Raw genomic sequence first — 20315 nt, 5'->3', positions numbered from 1 at the left:
AGGGTAGCACACTACGCAACGCCCTAGGCTCTACAAACTCAGACAATGCTAGTGATTTAAGCCATTAATAAAGCCGAAAACTTGATGAATGACAAAGCCAATGAGTTTTTTAATCAGTTTGGTTCTGGTCGCAGGTGGTATTACTTGCAGTATTGTCACCATTGACAGCCAAACCTAGACTGCTGAAAATATGAAACATGCGGTTACTACTGGCAATGATTCGAGGTACACTTAGCGGGGCCGCCGCGACGCTGGTGGTTCTTTATATCGAGACTCGGGTGCGTACTTGTGAAGCTCTATTGAGGTTGAGGTTAATGCTCAGTTACCGTCTTCTATTTAGTGGCAATGCTCAAGTGCTTCCTAATTCGCGTAGTAAGGATTTCGGCTTTAGTGTTCAGTGCCTAGGATTAAAAGTTTTTTGATACCGAGTTAAGTAAAAATTTGCCAGTGCCAAATCTTCTGGATTGGTAATTTTGATATTGCTTCTGCTAGACTTAACCAAAATTGACTCAAGCCCCAAGTGCTCAATGGCACTAGCCTCATCGGTGGTGTTAATACCATCCTTGATGGCAGTATTAAAGGCTTTTAATAATATACCAAAGCGATACATTTGTGGCGTTTGGGCTTGCCAAAGATTTGATCTGTCAATGGTGGTGTTGACAATATTATTATTAGCTTGTTTAATGGTGTCAACAACCTTAGTTGCAAGTAATCCACCAGTTGCGTGGTATTTGAGTTGATTCATTAAATTGATTATTTCTGATGTCTTCACACAGGGGCGGGCACTGTCGTGAACCAATATCCAATCATCGTTTTTGGCGAAATTTATGAGTTCTTTAAGCGCATTGATAACAGAATTCATGCGCTCTTTGCCACCGATGACTGTGGTTAATAATTTGGGGTGGTTGTTAAATGTTGATTTGGCAAATAGACGATCTTCTTTTGCAATAGCAATGACGTAACCCTTGATTTGATCAATACTAAGTAAGGTTTTTAATGTTTGGTCAAGTATGGTTAATCTGTTATCTAATTTTAGATATTGTTTGGGAATTTTGGCTTGCCAATCAAGACCGTCCTTTTCAGAGTGCATACGTGTACCTACACCACTAGCAGGAATGATTAAATAATAATGGTTAGGCATTCCTTAACTAAGGCTTATTTTGATTGGCTAATTTGATAGTATCTTTCACCCTCTTTAAGCAATCCAAATTTGTATCTAGCAATAGATTCCAAAATTTCCATATTGGCTTCTGATTCAGCTTTAAGCTCAATTGACAGTTGTTTATTTTTTTCATCAAGTGTTTGATTGACTGAAATATTTTGGTTAATGATTTTCTGTTTATCATACAGTATGAAAGGAAAATTATTAACCAAAAAGCTTTGACGAATAAGGGTGATTAACAACACTAAAAGAATAATTGTTATTTGATAGTTATAAAAAAAGCCAAATAAATTATTTGGCTTTTTTTTCTGCCCTTTGGCAGACTGTATAAATGCTTTGACGCTCAAGTTAATAAGTGATGGTGTTAGCCATCAGAGAGTTGTTCGCCATCTTTTGAATCTTGGGTAAACATCCAAATAGTGCCACCAACAATATAAATCATAGACGCAATAACTGCAAATGCTGAAACATATTCAGCCGTGCCAGAGATGATCCCAATGTAGGATAAGATGATTAATGCCAGTGGCAATACCAAAGTTACAACCAAAGTGCTTAGCATAAGAATATTACCTCTTACGTCGCTGTTATCAACTGTTGAACTCATTTTCTTATTTCCAATACTTTAAATAATAAGTAGTGATATTATAGCACAGGTCTTTTATTGGTAATATTGATACAAGTCAATTTTTTATTAAAATGGTGTTGGAAATTTTGTCGTGTATTGCTCTATTATCTTTATCAAGTAGTTGATATAAAAACCCCAAGCCAAAAAAGGCAAAAGAGAATATTACGCTAATGAGTCGAATAAATGCTTGCTTGTGGGTAATATTATTACTATTTATTTGTTTAATTTGAAACTTCCAAGCCTTCATACCTAGTGTTTGCCTACCTTTAACCCACGACCAGGCAAAATATAGATAAGTCATTGGTATTGTTATTACATAAAAGAAAGTATCACCATTTGGCACTTCTTCCTTGAAAAAAACAATAATAACAACACCAGTAACAAAGAACACCAAAGAAAATGTTAAGAAAATATCATACGATATAGCACCGAGCCTACGCAATAAAGACACATCAGATTTCATCAGACACACCGAATAATAAATTTGGATTAATCGTGGTTTGATTAAGATAAATACCCCAGTGTAGATGAGCGCCTGTGGCACGTCCAGTTTGACCAATAGTACCAATCTTATCCCCTTTCTTAACCAGCTGACCTTGTTTAACTAAGTGTTTATTCATGTGAATATAAACACTGATTAACCCTTGTCCGTGGTCAATGAATATGGTATTGCCATTAAAGAAAAAATGTCCTATGAGTATCACTTTGCCATCTGCTGGTGCGTGTATTAGCGTGCCTATATTGCCTGCAAAATCTACTCCTGTGTGTGCTCGGCGTGCTTGCTCATTATAAAAGCGTTTAAGCCCAAAGGGACTAGTAATAACACCTTTAACAGGTCGAATAAATTGACCGTTAAATAAAGATTTCTCAGAAAATAGCTTTCTAGTTTTTGATAAAATAGTGCGTTCACGCTTAATTCGATTCATGTGTTTAAGGCTTGGATTGACGTATTTTTTTTTCTTGCCAGTGAGAGCGATGTGCTGTTCTTTATAGTGATGTTCATGCACTGTAAAAGTGATTTTTTGGGTGGAAAAATCTTTAATAGTGATATATTTTTCCCCTACTTTTGCAAGTAGTGGTATGCCTATCAACGCTTGCCAGTATTGGTCTTTGATATGCTGAATATAGACAGGAACAATGCCATAAAAAGCCTTTGGATTTGAATGGTTACTTTGAAAATCAACCACAGCAATGCCACCAGGTATGGGTGTGTCTTCAATGTCGATATTAGCCAATGCAATATTGGATAACAATAACAAGATGATGACGTTAATTTTTTTCAATTTTTTCAATTTTAGAATATAGTTTTCCATCGGCTAATTGAGTGGTAATGGTTTGGTTGGTTTTAATGTTAGTTGTTGAGGATAATACTTGATTTTTTGCATTAGTGGTAATACTAAAACCTCGTGAAAGCGTATTAAGTGGTGATAAGTGATGAAGCGAGTTGGCTTGGATAGATAATGTGGTTTTTTGTTTATCAGTCAAAGTAGTAATTATCTTTTGAAGTTTTTCATTTGCTAAATGTAGAGCATTATTATTGGTGTTAATTATTTGTTTAATTTTATCTTTAAGCTGAGTAAAAGAAACTTGGTTTAAAACCTTAGAATGTTTGATGGTTTCAATAGGTGAGTGTTGCTTTAAGGCAGAAAATAGTGAAATAAGTTTGGCATTATTTAAAGTCAGTATTGATTTTGCATGACTGTTAAGATTGATGTTTGTATGGTCAAGTTTTTGACTAAAAAAAGCAATTTGCCTATTTGGGCTTGGTATTCTCAATTTAAGCTGATTAAGGCCAGATTGATAATCATGCAAAGTTTGCTGATAAGATCGATGTAGTTGTGTGTATAACTTATCCGTATTGGTGAGTAATTCTAGCCGATCAGGTACGACCAATATGGCAGCAGCACTTGGTGTGGGTGCGCGAATATCAGCAACAAAATCAGCAATTGTGGTATCCGTTTCATGACCAATTGCACTAATAATTGGCGTTCTAGCTTTAAAGATTGCTCTTGCCAATACTTCTTCATTAAACGCCCATAAGTCTTCTAATGAGCCACCACCTCTGGCAATAATAATAACGTCACACTTGCCTGATTGGTCAGCTGCATTTAAAGCATTTGTGAGTTTTTGCACTGAGCCTTGACCTTGAGCTATTGAATCAAATAATAAAATATCAGCAAAGGGGTAGCGGTGATTCAATACTTTAATAATATCTCGAATAACCGCACCTGTTGATGAAGAAATAACACCAATAGTATTAATAGTATTAGGCAATGGTTTTTTGTGAGCATTATCAAACAAACCCTCGCTAGCAAGTTTATTTTTTAGTTGCTCAAAGGCAAGATTTAAATTACCAACACCTACGGGCTCAAGATGTTGGATGATGAGTTGAAAATAACTCCGTACCTCGTATAAGGTAGGTGCGGCTTGAACCAAAACCTCCATGCCATTTTCAGGGTCAAACTTAATATGGCGCTGATTGAGCCGAAATAAAGCGCAACGCACTTGGGTTTTACTGTCTTTGAGGGAAAAATACCAATGACCTGATGCTGAGCGTACTAAATTGGATATTTCCCCTTGTAGCCAACAAGTAGGAATCTTATTCTCAATGGTTTTATTGCACAAGGACAAAAAACTAGAGATGGTGTAAATTTCATCAATATTGAACATGATCTAGTTTTGCTTTAAGAGGGCAAATACTGCACCTGTGCCGCCATCTTTGGGCGGGCAGGAATTAAAGGCCAACACTTCAGGATGTTGACGCAAAAAACTAGCCACTTGGCTTTTTAAAATACTATTACCCTGATCAGAATTGTAACCTTTGCCATGGATAATATGGATAAATCGCTGATGTTGATGGTAATGCATAAACTCAGACAATGACTGGCAAGCTTCAATAGTGGTTTGGCCGTGTAAATCTAAGGTGGGTGCGCGACTAATGTTGCCTTGTCTCATTTTTTTGATAATTTTTAGTGAAACCCCATTTCGAGCATAACTGATTATATCTGAGCCAGATAAACTGCCGTGAGTAATGTAGATATAAGCTTTAAAGGCTTTTTTCTTGGTCGGCTCTTGAAACGTGGCTTTCTCTTTATTAACAGGGGTGCTATTTTCAACAACACTTCTAAATAATATTTTGTCAGACTCGCTTATCATGTCGCTATTTAAGAAAATAGATGATTATGAGAGGTTAGTATATATAACCAATCTAGTGAAAAACCACGCTCTTTTAAAAAAATCCTTGAATTGTTGTAAAAGTGTGTAATACAAAAAATCCTCAAAAAAGTTTTTAATAATTTAAATGCTAATTTTATAATGCCTTAATTTGTGCATTTAAGCGTGATTTTTTTCTAGCCGCTTGGCTTTTATGCATTAGGCCTTTGTTAACTGCTTGGTCAATCATCTTTTGCATGATGGTAAAACCACCTTGTGCTTGTTCTTTGTCGCCTACTTCTAAAGCATAAGTAACTTTTTTAATAAAAGTACGAACTTTAGCGCGAATTTTTGAATTGTGTTTGTTACGTTTAACTGCTTGTCTTGCGCGTTTCCTAGAACCTGCTGAATTAGCCATTATGAAAGAAGTATAAAAATAATTAAAGACGTAATTATAAAGTCTTAAACGCCAAAAGTCTATAGGGTATAAGGATTATTTATTCAACCCTTCTAATGAGTTAATCAAATTAAGTATCTTTTTCTTACTAAATAGTAAATGCCAAGTTTTACCACCTTGGGACTTCCATAAAGATACCGCCCGAATACCTGCTAGTAATAACGCTCTAATGTGGTTTGCAGTATGTTTATTAGATAAGTAGATTTGTTCGCCATTGACCATGATTCTGGGATTTAAACCACCCAAGGTTGACTTATAAAGTTGAGCTAAGCGTGCTACTGAATTTGTATGAGAAATCTCAAAGAAGTCTTGATTTTTAATCAAGTCAATTTCTAAAGTGATTTGATTGAGTAGTGCTTGATTTTTCATTAATTTCTTTTCAAGATTAATTAAAGCCAATGCATAAAGGATGATTTGTTGTATACGTTTGGTTTTATTGTCCAATACAACTTTTAACGCAGCAATACCAACTAATAAATCTTGCTTGGGATTAAACACCTCTTCAAGTTTGGTACTACTGGTGATAATACTTTTTAAGCTAGCTTGGTTGCTATTTGCATCACAAGTACCCGTTGAAGCAAGTTGGTCAACCAATGTTGTGGTTTGTAATATACTGGCCAGAGCCAAGGTTTGGTCGCGTAATTTATTCATTTATAGTCTGCACTCAATAATTGCACCACCAAGACAAGTCTCATGATCATAAAAAACAATAGATTGCCCTGGGGTGATTGCACGTTGAGATTGCTTAAAAACAACCTTTAATTGCTTGTTATCATGTTGGCTAATCATACAAGATTGTGATTGTTGGCGGTAGCGTATTTTGGCGCTACACGTCAGTGGTAATGTTGGCAGTGTGTTAATCCAATGGGGATTGGAGGCATTTAAGGTTTGGTGATATAGCAACGCATGGTCACCTTGTACAACCATCAGTTCATTACGCTCAATACACTTATTTGCCACAAACCAAGGCTCACCTGAGCTGCCAAAACCACCACCAATTTCTAAACCTTTGCGTTGACCCATTGTATAAAAAGCCAAACCTTGATGGTGTTTGATAAATTGTCCTCGTTCATCCACAATATCACCTTGTTGTTTTGGTAGATAGGTTGCCAAGAACTCAGAAAAATTACGCTCACCAATAAAACAAATACCTGTTGAGTCTTTCTTGTCAGCAGTGACAAGGCTATTTTCTGTGGCAATGTTGCGTACATCAATTTTATTAATTTCACCTAAGGGAAAAAGGCTTTTTGAGAGTTGATACTGGTTTAAGAGATGCAAAAAATAACTTTGATCTTTGCTATCATCCAAACCCGTTTTGAGTTGATAAGTGCCATTTTTTTCAGCAATGCGAGCATAATGCCCCGTGGCAATTTTATCTGCACCTAATGATAGCGCATGTTCTAAAAACGTTCTAAATTTGATTTTTTGATTGCATAAAACATCGGGATTGGGCGTACGACCTTTTTTATGCTCTTTGAGAAAATGGGCAAACACATCATCCCAATAGTCTGCTGAAAAGTTAACAGTGTGCAATTTTACGTCAAGTTTATCAGCAACTTTTTGTGTATCAGATAAGTCTTGCTCGGCGCTACAATACTCGCTTTTATCATCTTCTTCCCAATTTTTCATAAACAATGCTTCAACCTGATAGCCTTGTTTAAGTAATAATAGTATGGTTACTGAGGAATCAACCCCACCTGATAGGCCAACTATAATTTTAGTATTTTTATTCAAATTTTTCATACGCCAAAACAATACCTTATCTTTTGATTCGAAATGACAAAATGAAATTTTATGCTCATCTTTTAGAACTTTTATTGCGTGTAACAAACCTGACTAATTAGGTTTATGTAAATCAATTTGAGTTACATCACCAGTAATAACCATTTTTGAACCAAACCCCAATCGAGTTAAAAATATTTTCGTTTGTTCTATGGCGGTGTTTTACGTCTCATCTAAAATAATAAACACTTCATTCAAAGTTCTGCCTCGTATAAACCCTAATTTTTCCCCGCTTCAACTGCAGGACATACTAAAACTAGTCGACGTATATCAGACCTTTCTAGCGCTTCAACGACGCGTGCTACTGTAAGATAGGTCTTGCCAGTACCCTGCCAGGACCAATACCAAAAGTATAGTCTTTATCCTTAAATGGCATTCACATAGTTTTTCTGATTTTTACTACGCACATGAATCAATTTACGCTTGGTTTTAATATGAACAACCTTATCTGGCAAGTCATTATGTGTATGAGTTTTAATGGCTATTTCTACCTCGTGCATCCCAATGGCATTATCTTTTGACAAATACACTAAATATTGGCTAATTGTTCTGTGTTGTTAATTTCGAGAGTGAGATTCATTAAATGTGTATTTTACCATCCAAAACCATCATCTTTAGTAGATGTATAGATGGACATTAATTAAATAGAAAGTTTTGCATAATTAAAAACATATTTAATTTTTTACTAAATTGCAGTGTAGAATGAAACGTGATGATTAATACTAATAAAAATAGAGTGTGTACTATCTATGTACTAATATTGGCTACACTATTTCAATTATTCTCTCCAACAATTTTTGCCTTAACTGCTGATTTTAAACAAAGTGGTAAGTTTTTCACAATTTGTACGATGCAGGGTTATAAACAAGTTTGGATTAATTCGGATGATGAACAGCATAATCCAAGTTCTGTTGACTTAAGTTGTCCGTATTGTTTATTAAATATTAGCGCATTGGATATTATAGATACCAATGTAAAATATTATTTTGATTCTGTAAATGAATATGTATATAGCTTTATAGTTATTCAAAACAATGTTCAGTCAAAAACACTGTTAAAGTTTCTGGCTATTCGTGCCCCACCTTATCTTAAGTTAATGTCATAAAAAATCTTTGCATTTTGTGTCTTATAGACAAAAGTGCGAAGATTTTTTTATTCTGTTTCTAATTTGAGAACAGAATAACAGCGACAGCTTTAATTCTTAAGAAAAGGAAGAAAATCATGTTTAATAAAACAAAGAAACTTATGTTAGCATTCACTATGCTAACAATTTTGAATGTATCCACTGCAATGGAGCATCATCACACGAATTATACCACAACTGAAATTGTGATAAACGATCCATGGGTGCGTTTATCACCGCCTAACGCGCCAGCATTGGGTCTTTTTATGCAAATTAATAACAACACTAATTATGATATTAAATTGCTTTCTGTCAATGCTAGCGGCTATAAGCGTATTGAATTGCACAGAACTGTAGCGCAAGGCGATATGATGAAAATGGCTAAACAGGAATTTATGCCAATTCCAACTAAAGGCAAGCTACATTTAAAACCAGGTAGCTGGCATATTATGTTGATTGGCCCTAAGTCAGTACTACGTAAGGGCGATACAGTGATGATTGACTTGGTTTTTGACAATGGCTTAACAAAAACCGTGTATGCTCAAGTTAGAAAAGAAAAGAAAATGACAGGCAATCACCATCGTATGATGTATTAGTAAAAACATTTAAATAAGACCTTTGCATAAAGTATGCAAAGGTCTAAAAATAACACAGCAAGGAGATATGCCATGAAAAGTTTAAATTTGATTATTAAAGTAATAGCATTTTCGCTTATTACAAGCGTATTACTACAGCTCATGCAGAAACCCTAAAAGGTGGCTTATTAGTTAATTTAATTACTGATAATACTCGGGTGGCAGTCAAAGCAATTATATTTGCACATCAAAAAGTATTAAAGCGTAGGTATAAGCCAGTGGCAATTTGGTTAAATGTCCGGAGTATTTATTTGGCAGATAAGGAGCGAATGCCTCGTACTCAAGATTTACTTAAAGCCTTTATCAAAGAGGTGGCATAGTCGTTGCATATAGTGCTTACTCAAAAGCAGTTGGACTTTGAGTAAGCTGATTTTATTGATGGAGCGAAAATGGGAAACCTAGAACTTATTTCAGGGCTATTGTTTAATCTCATAGTTAAAACCCTTTCTTGGTAATTACGCCAACAAAGTCAAAATCTTACATATTAAGGAGATATGATGAGCAATCAACATATATTTAGTCTTATGAATAATAAATTACTTAGTGGTATTGGCGTGGTTGCACTGGTCATTGCGACATTTTATTTTACCAGTCCTAATAAAAATTACAAAGATTTAGAAAAACAGCTTAAAGTCTCTTACGTTCTTCACAATCCTGATAAGAAATTGCCTTTTTTTTCGCTGGTTGATCATAACAACAATAAATTCGATAACAATAACTTTAAAGGAAAATGGACGTTGTTATCCTTTATTTATACACATTGTCCAGATGTATGTCCTACTGGGTTAATGGATATGTCAATACTTAAATCCACTTTGATTAAAAGAGGTATAAACATTGTACCAAACCTTGTTGCTATTACTTTTGACCCAGCTAGAGACACGCCGGGCGTGTTAAAAACTTATGTGACTTATTTTGATAAAGACTTTTTAGGTGTGTCTGGTGACCAAGTACAAATTAATCAGCTTATCAAACCCTTTGGTGCGTATTATGAACGAGTGGTTTATGCAAAAAATGGCAAGCCAACAGTGCTTAAAAATGATGAGCCATTGCCAAAAGGCGTTCTAGAGTTTGGCTACTTGATTAATCATACCGCTTGGATTTATCTACTCAATCCAGATGGGCAAATTTTTGCGGGCTTTCCTGCTCCGCATAACCCGATTAAAATGGCAGATGACATTGAACTACTCATCAAAAATTATTGAAAAATAAAGTTAATAGCAGTAGTTTACTGCTTTAGTATAAAATCCCATCGCTCATGTGATTAAAGTTGAGCATTATCAAATTGAAAAGTCATTATGTCGAGTGGCAATTGGCGAAAGACAAATATTAGCACTTAATCACATTGGGGTAAATTTTCAATGGAAGTTTGTTGGTTAATTGGTCAGTAAGCTTACGAATAGTATCTTCAGAATCAGCACCATTTTTTAGTTGTTTGATGGCTCTTTCTAAGAGTTCGTTATACTGCCACGAGGTATTCTAGAAGCCAGGCCATTTGTTATTGATGTTTATATAGAGGGTGTTGATGTAGATGAGACTGGTTAATTCTGAAAAGGTTGAAATTAATCATCATTTACCATCCTATCACTTATAAAAGCAAGAAAAAAATCACTTTAAAGGCGGGACTTTTCACTTTATGTTTGCTTAGTAAAATGCATTGGATTGCTAATGTAATAGTGGTTACAAGGAAAGAGACTTGGAAAGTCTTATTTCCTTTTGGAACCAGTCGAAATTTAGGTGAGTAAATCACCCATTAAAGAATTACCACGACCTTGGGTAATTTTTATATTGACAATTTGATCAATCAGGGACTTGTCACCTTTGAAGTGCGTATTACGCATATTTTCTGTACGTCCAAATAAGTGATCTCCTTTTTTGGCTATATTTTCTACCAGTACTTTTTGCACACTACCAACCATTGATTTAGAGATGGTTTCAGTATTTTTGTCTATTGCTTTTTGTATTAAGGTTAGGCGTTGTTTTTTAACACCCATATCAACATCATCAGGATAACTTGAAGCGGGCGTTCCAGGGCGAGCAGAATAGATAAAACTAAATGATTTATCAAAACCAATGTCATCAATTAGTGTCATGGTGTCAAGAAAATCTTGCTCATTTTCACCCGGGAAACCGATAATAAAATCACTTGATATAGAAATATTTGGGCGAATTTTACGTAATTTTCTAATTTTTGATTTGTATTCAATGGTCGTATGTCCGCGTTTCATCAGTCTGAGAATCTTGTCAGAACCGCTTTGAATGGGCAAGTGTAAGTGCGAAACCAATTCTGGCACCTCCATGTAAGCCTCAATTAAACTGTCGTTAAATTGGCTTGGGTGTGAGGTGGTATAGCGAATGCGTTTAATGCCATTAATTTGAGCTACAATGTTAATTAACAGTGCCAAATCAGCCATCTCCCCATCATCCATCAAACCTTGATAGGCATTGACATTTTGTCCAAGTAAGTTAACTTCCCTAACACCTTGGTTGGTTAAAATTTTAACTTCATTGATGACATCATTAAATGGGCGTGATACTTCTTCACCACGCGTATAAGGCACAACACAAAATGTACAATATTTGCTACAACCTTCCATAATTGAGACAAAAGCGGTAACGGCGTTGGTTTCTGGCTTTGGTAGATGATCAAATTTTTCAATTTCTGGAAATGAAATATCAATATTGGTTTGCTTCTTATTGAGCACATCATTGAGCATATTTGGCAATCTATGTAAGGTTTGTGGACCAAAAATGATATTTACATAAGGGGCGCGTTTGAGAATTAACTCACCTTCTTGTGAGGCAACACAGCCACCTACGCCAATGATTAAATTAGGATTTTTGTCTTTTAATTTGCGCCAACGACCGAGTTGATGGAATAGTTTTTCTTGGGCTTTTTCACGAATTGAGCAAGTGTTAAGTAGCAGTACATCAGCACTAGTTGCATCATCAGTTGGCACTAAGCCATGAGAGTGTTTAAGCACATCGGCCATTTTATTAGAATCGTATTCATTCATCTGGCATCCAAAAGTGCGGATGTATAATTTTTGCATAAATTTTTATTTCTGAATATACAAAGTTTGGGTGGGATAGGCAATCTCAGCTTTGTGTTTGGTAATAATTTGTGCAATGCTTAATAGAATTTTCTCTTTTACTTTTTGATAGGTGGTTTTATTAACGGTATTAGTAAAGGCATACACATTGAAATCGAGCGAGGAGGTATTAAAATGATTAAAATAAACCCTTAGTGATTGAGAATGGTCAATGTCTACATGCTTTTTGAGCATTTGTTCTATTTCGCTCATAATAATAGGAAGTTGTTCAATGTCATCATAGCGAATGCTAATCACTTCTTTAATACGACGATTGGTCATACGTGATGGGGTTTCAATGGGAATGGTGGCAAAAATTGAATTGGGGATATAAACAGGATTTTTGCTAAAAGTACGGATGCGTGTCATACGCCAGCCAATTTTTTCAACCGTGCCTTCAAATTTATCAGAGCGAATCCAATCGCCTGTTGAAAAAGGCTTGTCCATTTGAATCATTAATCCACCAAAAATATTTGACAACATGTCTTTAGCAGCAAAACCCATCACAATACCGCCAACACCACCAAACGTAAGCAAACCAGAAACTGAAAAACCTAAGTGTTGTACTACAGTTAAGGCAATGGCAATGATAATTAAAATTTTAGCCAATCTTGAAAATAGTCTGACTGAATCATTATCAATTTGTGTATCTTTTTCAATTAAGTAAGCCTCAACGCCTGACATCATTCGAACAACCCCCCAAGTAATGATAAAGATGGGCATGGTATCAATATAGGTAATAACACTGACCAAGATTTTAACTTGGTCTTTAAATACACTAATTGATAAAAATACCAAACTAAACCAAATTAACACTTTAAGTGGCGGTGATACTGCTTTGATTAAATGGTCATCTAATTGATTTTTCGTTTTGCTAGTATGTTTGGCAATGCTGTTTAAAATAAAGCCAAGTGTCATGTGCGCAGTGAATGCAATAACAAATAAAGCACCAATGGACTGATAAGGTGTTATGTTTTGTAAAAAGTCATTCATGGGTTTTATTTTAATTAACTTTTGGTTTGTTATTTTAGATACTTAAGCGGGTTAATCGGTTGTTTAAACTTTTTCATTTCAAAGTAAAACGGCACTTTGCTAGTGATGGCAATTATTTGCCCTTTGATAATAACATCACCATTTTCCACTATTAAGTCTTTATTTTGTGTGTATAAACTGTAAAAGCCAAATGGATGGCGAATGATAATCATTTTACCATGATTTTTTATTTTATTACCAACATATACTACTTCGCCATCACGAATAGCGCGTACATTTTGCCCGGTTTTGGTGTTAAAAGTTAAGCCTAAATGCTTGTTTTTTCTTGAGAAGGTTTCACTGATGTTACCTTTAACTGGAATAGACCATTTGTTGATTTTTCTATTTACCTTTCTAACAATTTTTTGTTTTGTTCTCTTGGTGTTGGTCGGATTGTTGGTCAACTTGTGTTGACTAATGTTTTGTAAGTTGATGGATTTTTCGACAATAATAACTTTTTGCTGAGAAGAAAAACAACCTGTCATTAATAGCAGGATAAACCCAAGGACTAAAAATTTAACTGGCATACCAAATACTTAGTGCAACAACCACGATTAGAACATAACCCAAACGGTCAATGTATTTTTGTAGCCACTGATCACATTGTTGACCATAAGCCTTGACTAGTAAGGCAACTAAATAATATCTGGCTGCACGCGCAATGAGTGAGATAATAATAAATGGCAATAATGCCATAGACATAGTGCCAGCAGTAATGGTGGCCAGTTTGTATGGAATAGGAGTAAATGCTGCAATGCCAACTACCCAGATGCCATAAGTATCAAAAAATGTTTTAATGTTTGCGACTGATTCTGGCTTAATGAGCTCAAAACCCAATAAAAATTGCAATAATACTTCGCCTAGAAAATACCCAGCCAAGCCACCAAACACTGAAAAAACAGTACAAATAAAAGCAAAATAGTAGGCTTTGTCAGGACGTTTGAATACCATAGGTGCTAGTATTACATCAGGTGGGGGATAAGGTAAAATGCTAGATTCTAAAAAACTAACCACTGACAAATAATAAATGGCATATCTGTTTTCAGCCCAGTTAAGAATTCTTAAATAAATTTTGGAAAATATATCCATATTATTTTTTTATTTAACTGAGTTGTAGATTATCTAACTATTGGAAAGCCCAAAGCTTTGCGCGAATCATAGTAAGTTTGCGCTACTTTTCGGCTCATAGCACGCATTTTACAGATAAATCGTGCACGATCTATCACGCTAATAGCGTGGCGCGCATCAAGTAAATTAAATAAATGTGACGCTTTTATTACTTGTTCGTAGGCGGGGAAAGGCAAGGAAGCCTCAATTAGTTTTTCATGCATGGCCTCTGCCTCATCAAATTGCCTAAATAGTACTTCGGTATTGGCAATTTCAAAGTTATATTTTGATTGTTCAACTTCGTTTTGATGAAACACATCAAAATAACTAACACCTTCAACCCAAACCAAATCAAACACACTATCAACGCCTTGTAAGTACATGGCTAAACGTTCTAGGCCGTAAGTAAGCTCACCTGATACAGGTTTGCAAGCCAAGCCACCCACTTGCTGAAAATAGGTAAATTGAGAAACCTCCATGCCATTTAACCAAACTTCCCAACCCAAGCCCCAAGCCCCTAAAGTTGGCGACTCCCAATTGTCTTCCACAAAGCGTACATCATGTTTGGTTAAATCAATACCAATTTCAGTTAAAGACTCTAAATACAAATCTTGAATGTCTATAGGTGAAGGTTTTAGCAATACTTGGAACTGATAATAGTATTGTAAACGATTTGGATTTTTGCCATAGCGACCATCGGTGGGGCGACGAGAAGGTTGCACATAAGCTGCCTTCCAAGGTTCGGGACCAATGGCTCTTAGAAACGTAGCGGGGTGAAAGGTACCAGCACCCATTTCCATATCAAAGGGCTGCAATAAAGCGCACCCTTTTGAGGCCCAAAAAGTTTGCAGTTTTAAAATTAAATTTTGGAATGAAATACAGGCATTCAAGTCTGAAATTGACATATTAATTCAATAAAAAAATAACAAAAATTTTACCGCAAATTGTTATAAAAAAGTCTTGTATCAGAGTGTTTTTTAAACACCTTTTAATATCATTACTTAATACTTATAACTCTCAGGCTTGAATGGGCCATTTTTAGGGAGGTTGATGTAGTCAGCTTGAGTAGTTGTCATAATCGTAAGTACGCCGCCAAAACCACTAACCATACCTGAAGCCACTTCTTCATCTAGCTTTTTAGGTAGCACCTCAACATAGATATTACCACCTTTATCGGCAAATTTTGCATCAAATAAGTGTATTTGTGCTAAGACTTGATTGGCAAATGAGCCATCCATGATGCGACTTGGATGTCCTGTTGCATTACCTAAGTTAACCAAGCGACCTTCGGATAATAAAATCAAATAGTCATTTTTATTATTTGTTCTAAAGATACGATGAACTTGAGGTTTAACCTCGTCCCAACACCAATTATCACGCATATATTGAGTATCAATTTCATTATCAAAATGCCCAATATTGCAAACTACTGAGCCTGATTTGAGGGTTTGTAGCATAGCATCGTCGCAAACATTAATATTACCTGTAGTGGTGACAATCAAATCAGTTGTGCTTAGTAAATCTTTATTAATACCATCAACCGAACCTGTATTAATACCATTAATATAAGGAGAAACAATCTCAAAACCATCCATACAAGCTTGCATTGCACAGATTGGGTCAATTTCGCTGATTTTAATAATCATGCCTTCTTGGCGTAATGATTGTGCAGAGCCTTTGCCGACATCGCCATAGCCAATGACCAGTGCTTTTTTACCCGACATGAGCATATCAGTGCCACGCTTAATAGCGTCATTTAACGAGTGACGACAACCATATTTGTTGTCATTTTTTGATTTGGTAACTGAGTCGTTTACATTAATAGCAGGTACTTTAAGCGAGCCCTCTTTCATCATTTCTAATAAACGATGAACACCTGTTGTGGTTTCCTCAGAAATACCATGAATGTTAGCCAACATTTCTGGATATTTTTTGTGCAGCATTTGGGTTAAATCACCACCATCATCAAGCACCATGTTGGCCGCCCAAGGCTTGCCATTTTTTAAAATAGTTTGCTCAATGCACCATAAAAATTCCTCTTCAGTCTCGCCTTTCCAAGCAAAAGTTGGAATATTGGCTGCTACCATAGCGCTAGCGGCGTGGTCTTGAGTTGAAAAGATGTTACAGCTTGACCAACGCACTTGTGCACCTAAATCGATTAATGTTTCCATTAAAACAGCAGTTTGAATAGTCATGTGAATACAACCAAGAATTTTGGCATTTTTTAAAGGCTGTGTGCTTTGATATTTTTTCCGAAGTGTCATTAGTGCTGGCATTTCTGCTTCTGCAAGTTCTATTTCTTTACGACCATAATTGGCTAGTGCTATATCAGCAACTTTGTAATCTTGATTATTTAAGGTTGAATTACTCATTTTTTGTTCTCCTACAAAAGGGTTTAAAAAAATGAGCGTCGTTTTGATTTGCCAAGCCTGATTGAAAGAAGTTTTTCAATGCAACGCTCCTTAGCATGTTGGTTATTATACCAACAATGATTTATTTCAGTAAGTGGGTGCGGTTAGTTTTCTCCCAACTAATGTCATCTTCTGTACGTCCAAAGTGACCATAACTGGCAGTTTTTTGATAAATAGGGCGTTTAAGATCAAGCATCGCAATTAAGCCTTTAGGGCGTAAGTCAAAATGTTCGTGTATTAAGCGCTCAATTGTCTGGTTGCTGATTTTTCCTGTACCAAAGGTTTCCACATTAATTGAGGTGGGTTCTGCCACACCAATGGCATAAGAAACTTGAATCTCACACCTGTCAGCCAAGCCAGCAGCAACAATATTTTTAGCCACATAACGCGTTGCATAAGCTGCAGAGCGGTCAACCTTTGATGGATCTTTGCCAGAAAATGCACCGCCACCGTGGCGAGCCATACCACCATAAGTGTCAACAATGATTTTACGACCTGTAAGGCCTGCATCGCCTACCGGACCACCAATGACAAAATGACCTGTTGGGTTGATGTGATACTGGGTTTTATTACTTAGCCATTCACTAGGTAGTACGGGCTTTATGACTTCCTCCAAAATAGCCTCTCGCAAATCTGCAAGCGAAATATCATTACCATGTTGGGTTGATAAAACAACAGCGTCAATACCTTTAATTTTATGACCATCATAAATCATGGATACTTGGGATTTTGCATCAGGGCGCAGCCAAGGTAATGTACTGTCCTTCATTAGTTTTGCTTGACGTGCAACTAAAAGGTGTGCATATAAAATAGGTGCTGGCATCAATACGTCAGTGGCATTGCAAGCATAACCAAACATTAAACCTTGGTCGCCTGCACCTTGTTCGTGATTGGATGATTCATCAACGCCTAAGGCGATATCTTGAGATTGTTCACCCAATAAATTAGTAATGTCGCAAGTGTGACCATTAAAGCCATATTCATCACAATTGTAGCCAATATCAATAATAGTGTTGCGCACAATTTGCTCAAAGTTAATGTTGGCGTCTGTGGTAATTTCACCTGCCAGTATGACATGATTGTCTTTAACTAAAGTTTCAACAGCAACACGTGAATTTTTATCTTGTGTTAATGCTGCATCTAAGATGGCATCAGAAATTTGATCACAAACTTTATCAGGGTGACCGGCAGAGACAGATTCAGAAGTGAATATCATTGTTTATTCTCCTTGTAAAATAAAATAAAACCCTTAAAGCGGGTTTTCAATAAAGAAGAACACCTACTTTAGCTTGTTTTAGCTACCTTTTAGGTAACAACGCTAGCAATCGGGGCAAATCAGCGTGTAATTGAAATTATAACAGAGGTAATTAATTATTCTAGGCTTATTTTTAAGGCAATGCCACTGAGAAATGGCGCAGTCATTAAACTTACTATGAGAATTGTGGCTAAAAAATACAATTGACCGGTAATCTCTAAGCCAAATTGTGCTTGAGATACTGCACTTGAGGCAAAAATAAGAATGGGAGTATACAAAGGTAGTATCAATAAAGATAACAACATGCCAGAATTTTTAATACCAACAATCAGTGAAGCACCAATGGCACCAATAAGACTCAGGCTCGGTGTGGCTAATAATAGTGTTAGCATTAGCACCCAGATGCCATCACCACCAAGAAATAAAAACAACCCCAATAAAGGTGATAGTAGAATAATGGGGATACCAGTTAAAATCCAATGAGCGGTAATTTTTGACAAAATAAGCAAAGATAATGAATGGTGAGAAATCACCATTTGTTCTAAAACGCCATTTTCAAAATCGTGATGGAATAAAGCGTTAAGTGAAAGCAGTACTGAAAGCATTGAAGCAACCCAAATAATACCCGCTGCAATTTGAGCAAGTGTGGCAGTTTCAGGACTGATGGCTAGGGGAAATAATGATACCGATATAATAAAGAATAACAGCGGGTTTAATATGCTAGAAGGGTTACGAATAGCAATGCGTAAGTCACGCTTTAAGGCTTGCAGATAAATATTCATAGTGCCAACGCCTTTTGATTAGGCAAAGTTGAACTTTGATGCGTAGTAAATAGGCACAAGCCACCTTGTTCGCAGTGTTTGTTAATTCTACGCTCAATAATGGCTACACCATCAGGATCAAGTGCAGTAAAAGGCTCATCTAGTAGCCAAACTTTAGCATTGGAGATGAACAATCCTGCCAAAATAACACGGCGCTTTTGTCCTGCTGATAGTTTGGCGCAGTATTCATCTTCATAACCTTTTAAACCGATGTTACTTAATGCTTTAATTAATTGTATTTGGTTGGTAGATTTATTAAGTCCAGTTAAAAATTCAAGATTTTCAAGTGCACTTAATTCTCCACTAAGTGCTGATAAGTGACCTAAATAAAAAATTTCTTCTTGGTAGGCTTCTGATTTGACTGCATGACTGTCTAAAGAAACACAGCTTTGTTCTTGCGCGTCAAGACCTGATAAAATTTTAAGCAGTGAAGTTTTGCCGCTACCATTGGTGCCAGTAATGCGTAAAATATCACCTGGATTGACTTCGAAAGAAAGACGGTTGAATAAAAGGTTGTAGCCTTTTTGACAACTAAGATTATCTATTTTTAACATAAATGAAGATTATATATGAAACGCACCACTGATGAACAACTAGCCGATATTGCACAAGAATTTGTACGCCAAAATAAATCCAAACGTCGTTGGCGTATTATATTTGGCCTATTATTTGTTGGTTATCTTTCTTTTATATTTTATGTTAATGTGAGTGAAAGTGGAATACTAGAGGTAGTACTCAAAAAAGAATCCCCTTTTGTTGCTGAAGTGGTATTAAGTGGCACCATTCAAAATTCAGGTTCAATTGATGCTGATGAAGCTATTGAATTACTACGTAGTGCGTTTGAATCAGAAAATGCAGAAGCCGTTATTCTAAGAATTAATTCACCAGGTGGCTCACCTGTACAATCTAGTAGAATTTACAAGGCCATTGTGCGTTTTAAAAAGCAGTTTGATAAAAAAATCTATGTGGTGGTTGAAGATGTTTGCGCTTCAGGTTGTTATTATATTGTCTCAGCTGCTGATGAAATATATGCAGATGAATCTTCAATTATTGGTAGTATTGGCGTGGTTATGTCTAGTTTTGGTGCGGTTGATGCCATTAAAAAACTAGGCATTAAAAGGCGACTCTATACCGCAGGAAAATATAAGGGCTTGTTAGATTCTTTTTCTCCAGAAGATGAAAAAACATTAATACACATTCAAACCAATATCTTAGATAAATCACATAAAAACTTTATTGATGCCGTTAAAGCGGGCAGGGGTGACAGATTGTCAAAACATAAAGACTTATTTACAGGTTTGATCTGGCTTGGACAAGATGCTAATAAACTAGGGTTAATAGATGGTATTGCAGATGCGAATTATATCGCTAAGCATATTATTGGTATTGATTCAAGAATTTTATTTGAAAAAGAAAAGACTCTGTTAGAACAGTTAACCGAAGCAAGTGTTAAAGGCGCTGCATTGGCTATTGGAGATAAGTTAACATTTCAAAATCTCATTGGATCTTTACAGTAAGTAATTATATAAAGGTTTTCTATTAAAACTTATATTAAGGTGTTTTTGTATTAACAATCTTTTCATCGCTAGTATTATTTTCTAATTGATTTTCAAATTTACGAATGGGTTTTTTAGGTTGTTTGACATAACCCTCTAACTGC

The 20315-nt window shown here is 35.9% G+C and carries 26 protein-coding genes, 1 pseudogene and 1 riboswitch; of the genes and pseudogenes, 5 read left to right on the top strand and 22 right to left on the bottom strand.

The window, feature by feature from the left end:
• Positions 1–394: 394 nt before the first annotated feature.
• The 13 genes and pseudogenes from ispD to HUE58_RS07345 all read right to left on the bottom strand — a co-directional run bounded on the left by ispD (position 395) and on the right by HUE58_RS07345 (position 7709).
• The gene (ispD, locus tag HUE58_RS03745; RefSeq protein WP_174605697.1) at positions 395–1141 is read right to left on the bottom strand and encodes a 2-C-methyl-D-erythritol 4-phosphate cytidylyltransferase; all 747 of its coding nucleotides are present in this window, start codon (positions 1139–1141) and stop codon (positions 395–397) included.
• A 14-nt stretch (positions 1142–1155) separates the two neighbouring features.
• Positions 1156–1509, bottom strand: a complete 354-nt coding sequence (locus HUE58_RS03740; RefSeq protein WP_174605696.1) for an FtsB/FtsL family cell division protein — start codon at positions 1507–1509, stop codon at positions 1156–1158.
• 17 nt (positions 1510–1526) lie between these two features.
• Complete coding sequence (locus tag HUE58_RS03735) at positions 1527–1766, bottom strand: hypothetical protein (RefSeq protein WP_174605695.1); 240 nt, start codon at positions 1764–1766, stop codon at positions 1527–1529.
• Positions 1767–1842: 76 nt separating this feature from the next.
• On the bottom strand, positions 1843–2250 hold the full coding sequence (locus HUE58_RS03730) for an RDD family protein (protein WP_174605694.1): 408 nt from the start codon (positions 2248–2250) through the stop codon (positions 1843–1845).
• Positions 2240–3070 (bottom strand): peptidoglycan DD-metalloendopeptidase family protein, encoded by an 831-nt coding sequence (locus HUE58_RS03725; RefSeq protein WP_246260728.1) that lies wholly within the window; start codon positions 3068–3070, stop codon positions 2240–2242. The genes HUE58_RS03730 and HUE58_RS03725 overlap by 11 nt, the downstream gene beginning before the upstream one ends.
• The gene (gene xseA / locus HUE58_RS03720) at positions 3057–4457 is read right to left on the bottom strand and encodes an exodeoxyribonuclease VII large subunit (protein WP_174605692.1); all 1401 of its coding nucleotides are present in this window, start codon (positions 4455–4457) and stop codon (positions 3057–3059) included. The genes HUE58_RS03725 and xseA overlap by 14 nt, the downstream gene beginning before the upstream one ends.
• A gap of 3 nt (positions 4458–4460) precedes the next feature.
• Complete coding sequence (locus tag HUE58_RS03715) at positions 4461–4943, bottom strand: Smr/MutS family protein (RefSeq protein WP_174605691.1); 483 nt, start codon at positions 4941–4943, stop codon at positions 4461–4463.
• A gap of 154 nt (positions 4944–5097) precedes the next feature.
• Positions 5098–5358, bottom strand: coding sequence for a 30S ribosomal protein S20 (rpsT, locus tag HUE58_RS03710; RefSeq protein WP_174605690.1), 261 nt, complete (start codon positions 5356–5358; stop codon positions 5098–5100).
• Between the two features lie 75 nt (positions 5359–5433).
• Positions 5434–6048, bottom strand: coding sequence for a high frequency lysogenization protein HflD (hflD, locus tag HUE58_RS03705; RefSeq protein ID WP_174605689.1), 615 nt, complete (start codon positions 6046–6048; stop codon positions 5434–5436).
• Positions 6049–7140 carry a tRNA 2-thiouridine(34) synthase MnmA gene (gene mnmA / locus HUE58_RS03700; protein WP_174605688.1) on the bottom strand — a complete coding sequence of 364 codons (1092 nt, stop codon included), beginning with the start codon at positions 7138–7140 and terminating at the stop codon, positions 6049–6051.
• A 93-nt stretch (positions 7141–7233) separates the two neighbouring features.
• Complete coding sequence (locus tag HUE58_RS07355; protein WP_422851485.1) at positions 7234–7302, bottom strand: hypothetical protein; 69 nt, start codon at positions 7300–7302, stop codon at positions 7234–7236.
• A gap of 95 nt (positions 7303–7397) precedes the next feature.
• Positions 7398–7460, bottom strand: a pseudogene (locus HUE58_RS07350) (hypothetical protein); the annotation flags it as partial.
• An 84-nt stretch (positions 7461–7544) separates the two neighbouring features.
• Positions 7545–7709 (bottom strand): hypothetical protein, encoded by a 165-nt coding sequence (locus tag HUE58_RS07345; protein WP_174605687.1) that lies wholly within the window; start codon positions 7707–7709, stop codon positions 7545–7547.
• A 230-nt stretch (positions 7710–7939) separates the two neighbouring features.
• Here HUE58_RS07345 and HUE58_RS03685 point away from each other — a divergent pair, with 230 nt between their 5' ends.
• From HUE58_RS03685 to HUE58_RS03670, 4 genes are all read left to right on the top strand, one after another.
• Positions 7940–8284, top strand: coding sequence for a hypothetical protein (locus HUE58_RS03685; RefSeq protein WP_174605686.1), 345 nt, complete (start codon positions 7940–7942; stop codon positions 8282–8284).
• 116 nt (positions 8285–8400) lie between these two features.
• Entirely contained in the window at positions 8401–8898 is a 498-nt protein-coding gene (locus HUE58_RS03680) for a copper chaperone PCu(A)C (protein WP_174605685.1), read from the top strand.
• A 197-nt stretch (positions 8899–9095) separates the two neighbouring features.
• On the top strand, positions 9096–9257 hold the full coding sequence (locus HUE58_RS03675) for a hypothetical protein (protein WP_174605684.1): 162 nt from the start codon (positions 9096–9098) through the stop codon (positions 9255–9257).
• 204 nt (positions 9258–9461) lie between these two features.
• Positions 9462–10142 carry an SCO family protein gene (locus HUE58_RS03670; RefSeq protein WP_174605683.1) on the top strand — a complete coding sequence of 227 codons (681 nt, stop codon included), beginning with the start codon at positions 9462–9464 and terminating at the stop codon, positions 10140–10142.
• A gap of 528 nt (positions 10143–10670) precedes the next feature.
• On the opposite strand, the gene miaB is transcribed toward HUE58_RS03670, so the two are convergent.
• The 9 genes from miaB to ccmA all read right to left on the bottom strand — a co-directional run bounded on the left by miaB (position 10671) and on the right by ccmA (position 19209).
• The gene (miaB, locus tag HUE58_RS03665) at positions 10671–11990 is read right to left on the bottom strand and encodes a tRNA (N6-isopentenyl adenosine(37)-C2)-methylthiotransferase MiaB (protein WP_174605682.1); all 1320 of its coding nucleotides are present in this window, start codon (positions 11988–11990) and stop codon (positions 10671–10673) included.
• Positions 11991–11996: 6 nt separating this feature from the next.
• Positions 11997–13022 carry a mechanosensitive ion channel family protein gene (locus HUE58_RS03660; protein WP_174605681.1) on the bottom strand — a complete coding sequence of 342 codons (1026 nt, stop codon included), beginning with the start codon at positions 13020–13022 and terminating at the stop codon, positions 11997–11999.
• A gap of 29 nt (positions 13023–13051) precedes the next feature.
• Complete coding sequence (locus HUE58_RS03655) at positions 13052–13588, bottom strand: murein hydrolase activator EnvC family protein (RefSeq protein WP_174605680.1); 537 nt, start codon at positions 13586–13588, stop codon at positions 13052–13054.
• The gene (locus tag HUE58_RS03650) at positions 13578–14150 is read right to left on the bottom strand and encodes a YqaA family protein (RefSeq protein ID WP_174605679.1); all 573 of its coding nucleotides are present in this window, start codon (positions 14148–14150) and stop codon (positions 13578–13580) included. The genes HUE58_RS03655 and HUE58_RS03650 overlap by 11 nt, the downstream gene beginning before the upstream one ends.
• A 29-nt stretch (positions 14151–14179) precedes the next feature.
• Positions 14180–15073, bottom strand: coding sequence for a glycine--tRNA ligase subunit alpha (gene glyQ / locus HUE58_RS03645; protein ID WP_174605678.1), 894 nt, complete (start codon positions 15071–15073; stop codon positions 14180–14182).
• Positions 15074–15169: 96 nt separating this feature from the next.
• Positions 15170–16540 (bottom strand): adenosylhomocysteinase, encoded by a 1371-nt coding sequence (ahcY, locus tag HUE58_RS03640; protein WP_174605677.1) that lies wholly within the window; start codon positions 16538–16540, stop codon positions 15170–15172.
• A gap of 26 nt (positions 16541–16566) precedes the next feature.
• Positions 16567–16638, bottom strand: a riboswitch (S-adenosyl-L-homocysteine riboswitch).
• Between the two features lie 23 nt (positions 16639–16661).
• Entirely contained in the window at positions 16662–17795 is a 1134-nt protein-coding gene (gene metK / locus HUE58_RS03635; protein WP_174605676.1) for a methionine adenosyltransferase, read from the bottom strand.
• 155 nt (positions 17796–17950) lie between these two features.
• Positions 17951–18616 (bottom strand): heme exporter protein CcmB, encoded by a 666-nt coding sequence (gene ccmB / locus HUE58_RS03630; RefSeq protein WP_174605675.1) that lies wholly within the window; start codon positions 18614–18616, stop codon positions 17951–17953.
• Positions 18613–19209, bottom strand: a complete 597-nt coding sequence (ccmA, locus tag HUE58_RS03625) for a cytochrome c biogenesis heme-transporting ATPase CcmA (RefSeq protein WP_174605674.1) — start codon at positions 19207–19209, stop codon at positions 18613–18615. Before ccmA ends, ccmB begins: the two co-directional genes overlap by 4 nt.
• A 15-nt stretch (positions 19210–19224) precedes the next feature.
• On the opposite strand from ccmA, the gene HUE58_RS03620 reads away from it, so the two are divergent.
• Positions 19225–20172: a S49 family peptidase gene (locus HUE58_RS03620; RefSeq protein WP_174605673.1), complete on the top strand. Its 948-nt coding sequence runs from the start codon at positions 19225–19227 to the stop codon at positions 20170–20172.
• Positions 20173–20315: the final 143 nt, after the last annotated feature.

It is taken from the genome of Candidatus Ruthia endofausta (genome assembly GCF_013342985.1).
Taxonomy (GTDB): Bacteria; Pseudomonadota; Gammaproteobacteria; order PS1; family Pseudothioglobaceae; genus Ruthia; species Ruthia endofausta.
The sequence above is the reverse complement of the archived record's forward strand: the minus strand, read 5'-3'. Positions and strand labels throughout refer to the sequence as shown.

Coding starts and splice junctions, on each gene's coding strand:
- ispD (WP_174605697.1), bottom strand. CDS start 1,141: ATGCCTAACCATTATTATTTAATCATTCCTGCTAGTGGTGTAGGTACA.
- HUE58_RS03735 (WP_174605695.1), bottom strand. CDS start 1,766: ATGAGTTCAACAGTTGATAACAGCGACGTAAGAGGTAATATTCTTATG.
- HUE58_RS03730 (WP_174605694.1), bottom strand. CDS start 2,250: ATGAAATCTGATGTGTCTTTATTGCGTAGGCTCGGTGCTATATCGTAT.
- xseA (WP_174605692.1), bottom strand. CDS start 4,457: ATGTTCAATATTGATGAAATTTACACCATCTCTAGTTTTTTGTCCTTG.
- HUE58_RS03715 (WP_174605691.1), bottom strand. CDS start 4,943: ATGATAAGCGAGTCTGACAAAATATTATTTAGAAGTGTTGTTGAAAAT.
- rpsT (WP_174605690.1), bottom strand. CDS start 5,358: ATGGCTAATTCAGCAGGTTCTAGGAAACGCGCAAGACAAGCAGTTAAA.
- hflD (WP_174605689.1), bottom strand. CDS start 6,048: ATGAATAAATTACGCGACCAAACCTTGGCTCTGGCCAGTATATTACAA.
- mnmA (WP_174605688.1), bottom strand. CDS start 7,140: ATGAAAAATTTGAATAAAAATACTAAAATTATAGTTGGCCTATCAGGT.
- HUE58_RS03680 (WP_174605685.1), top strand. CDS start 8,401: ATGTTTAATAAAACAAAGAAACTTATGTTAGCATTCACTATGCTAACA.
- HUE58_RS03670 (WP_174605683.1), top strand. CDS start 9,462: ATGAATAATAAATTACTTAGTGGTATTGGCGTGGTTGCACTGGTCATT.
- miaB (WP_174605682.1), bottom strand. CDS start 11,990: ATGCAAAAATTATACATCCGCACTTTTGGATGCCAGATGAATGAATAC.
- HUE58_RS03660 (WP_174605681.1), bottom strand. CDS start 13,022: ATGAATGACTTTTTACAAAACATAACACCTTATCAGTCCATTGGTGCT.
- HUE58_RS03655 (WP_174605680.1), bottom strand. CDS start 13,588: ATGCCAGTTAAATTTTTAGTCCTTGGGTTTATCCTGCTATTAATGACA.
- HUE58_RS03650 (WP_174605679.1), bottom strand. CDS start 14,150: ATGGATATATTTTCCAAAATTTATTTAAGAATTCTTAACTGGGCTGAA.
- glyQ (WP_174605678.1), bottom strand. CDS start 15,073: ATGTCAATTTCAGACTTGAATGCCTGTATTTCATTCCAAAATTTAATT.
- ahcY (WP_174605677.1), bottom strand. CDS start 16,540: ATGAGTAATTCAACCTTAAATAATCAAGATTACAAAGTTGCTGATATA.
- metK (WP_174605676.1), bottom strand. CDS start 17,795: ATGATATTCACTTCTGAATCTGTCTCTGCCGGTCACCCTGATAAAGTT.
- ccmB (WP_174605675.1), bottom strand. CDS start 18,616: ATGAATATTTATCTGCAAGCCTTAAAGCGTGACTTACGCATTGCTATT.
- ccmA (WP_174605674.1), bottom strand. CDS start 19,209: ATGTTAAAAATAGATAATCTTAGTTGTCAAAAAGGCTACAACCTTTTA.
- HUE58_RS03620 (WP_174605673.1), top strand. CDS start 19,225: ATGAAACGCACCACTGATGAACAACTAGCCGATATTGCACAAGAATTT.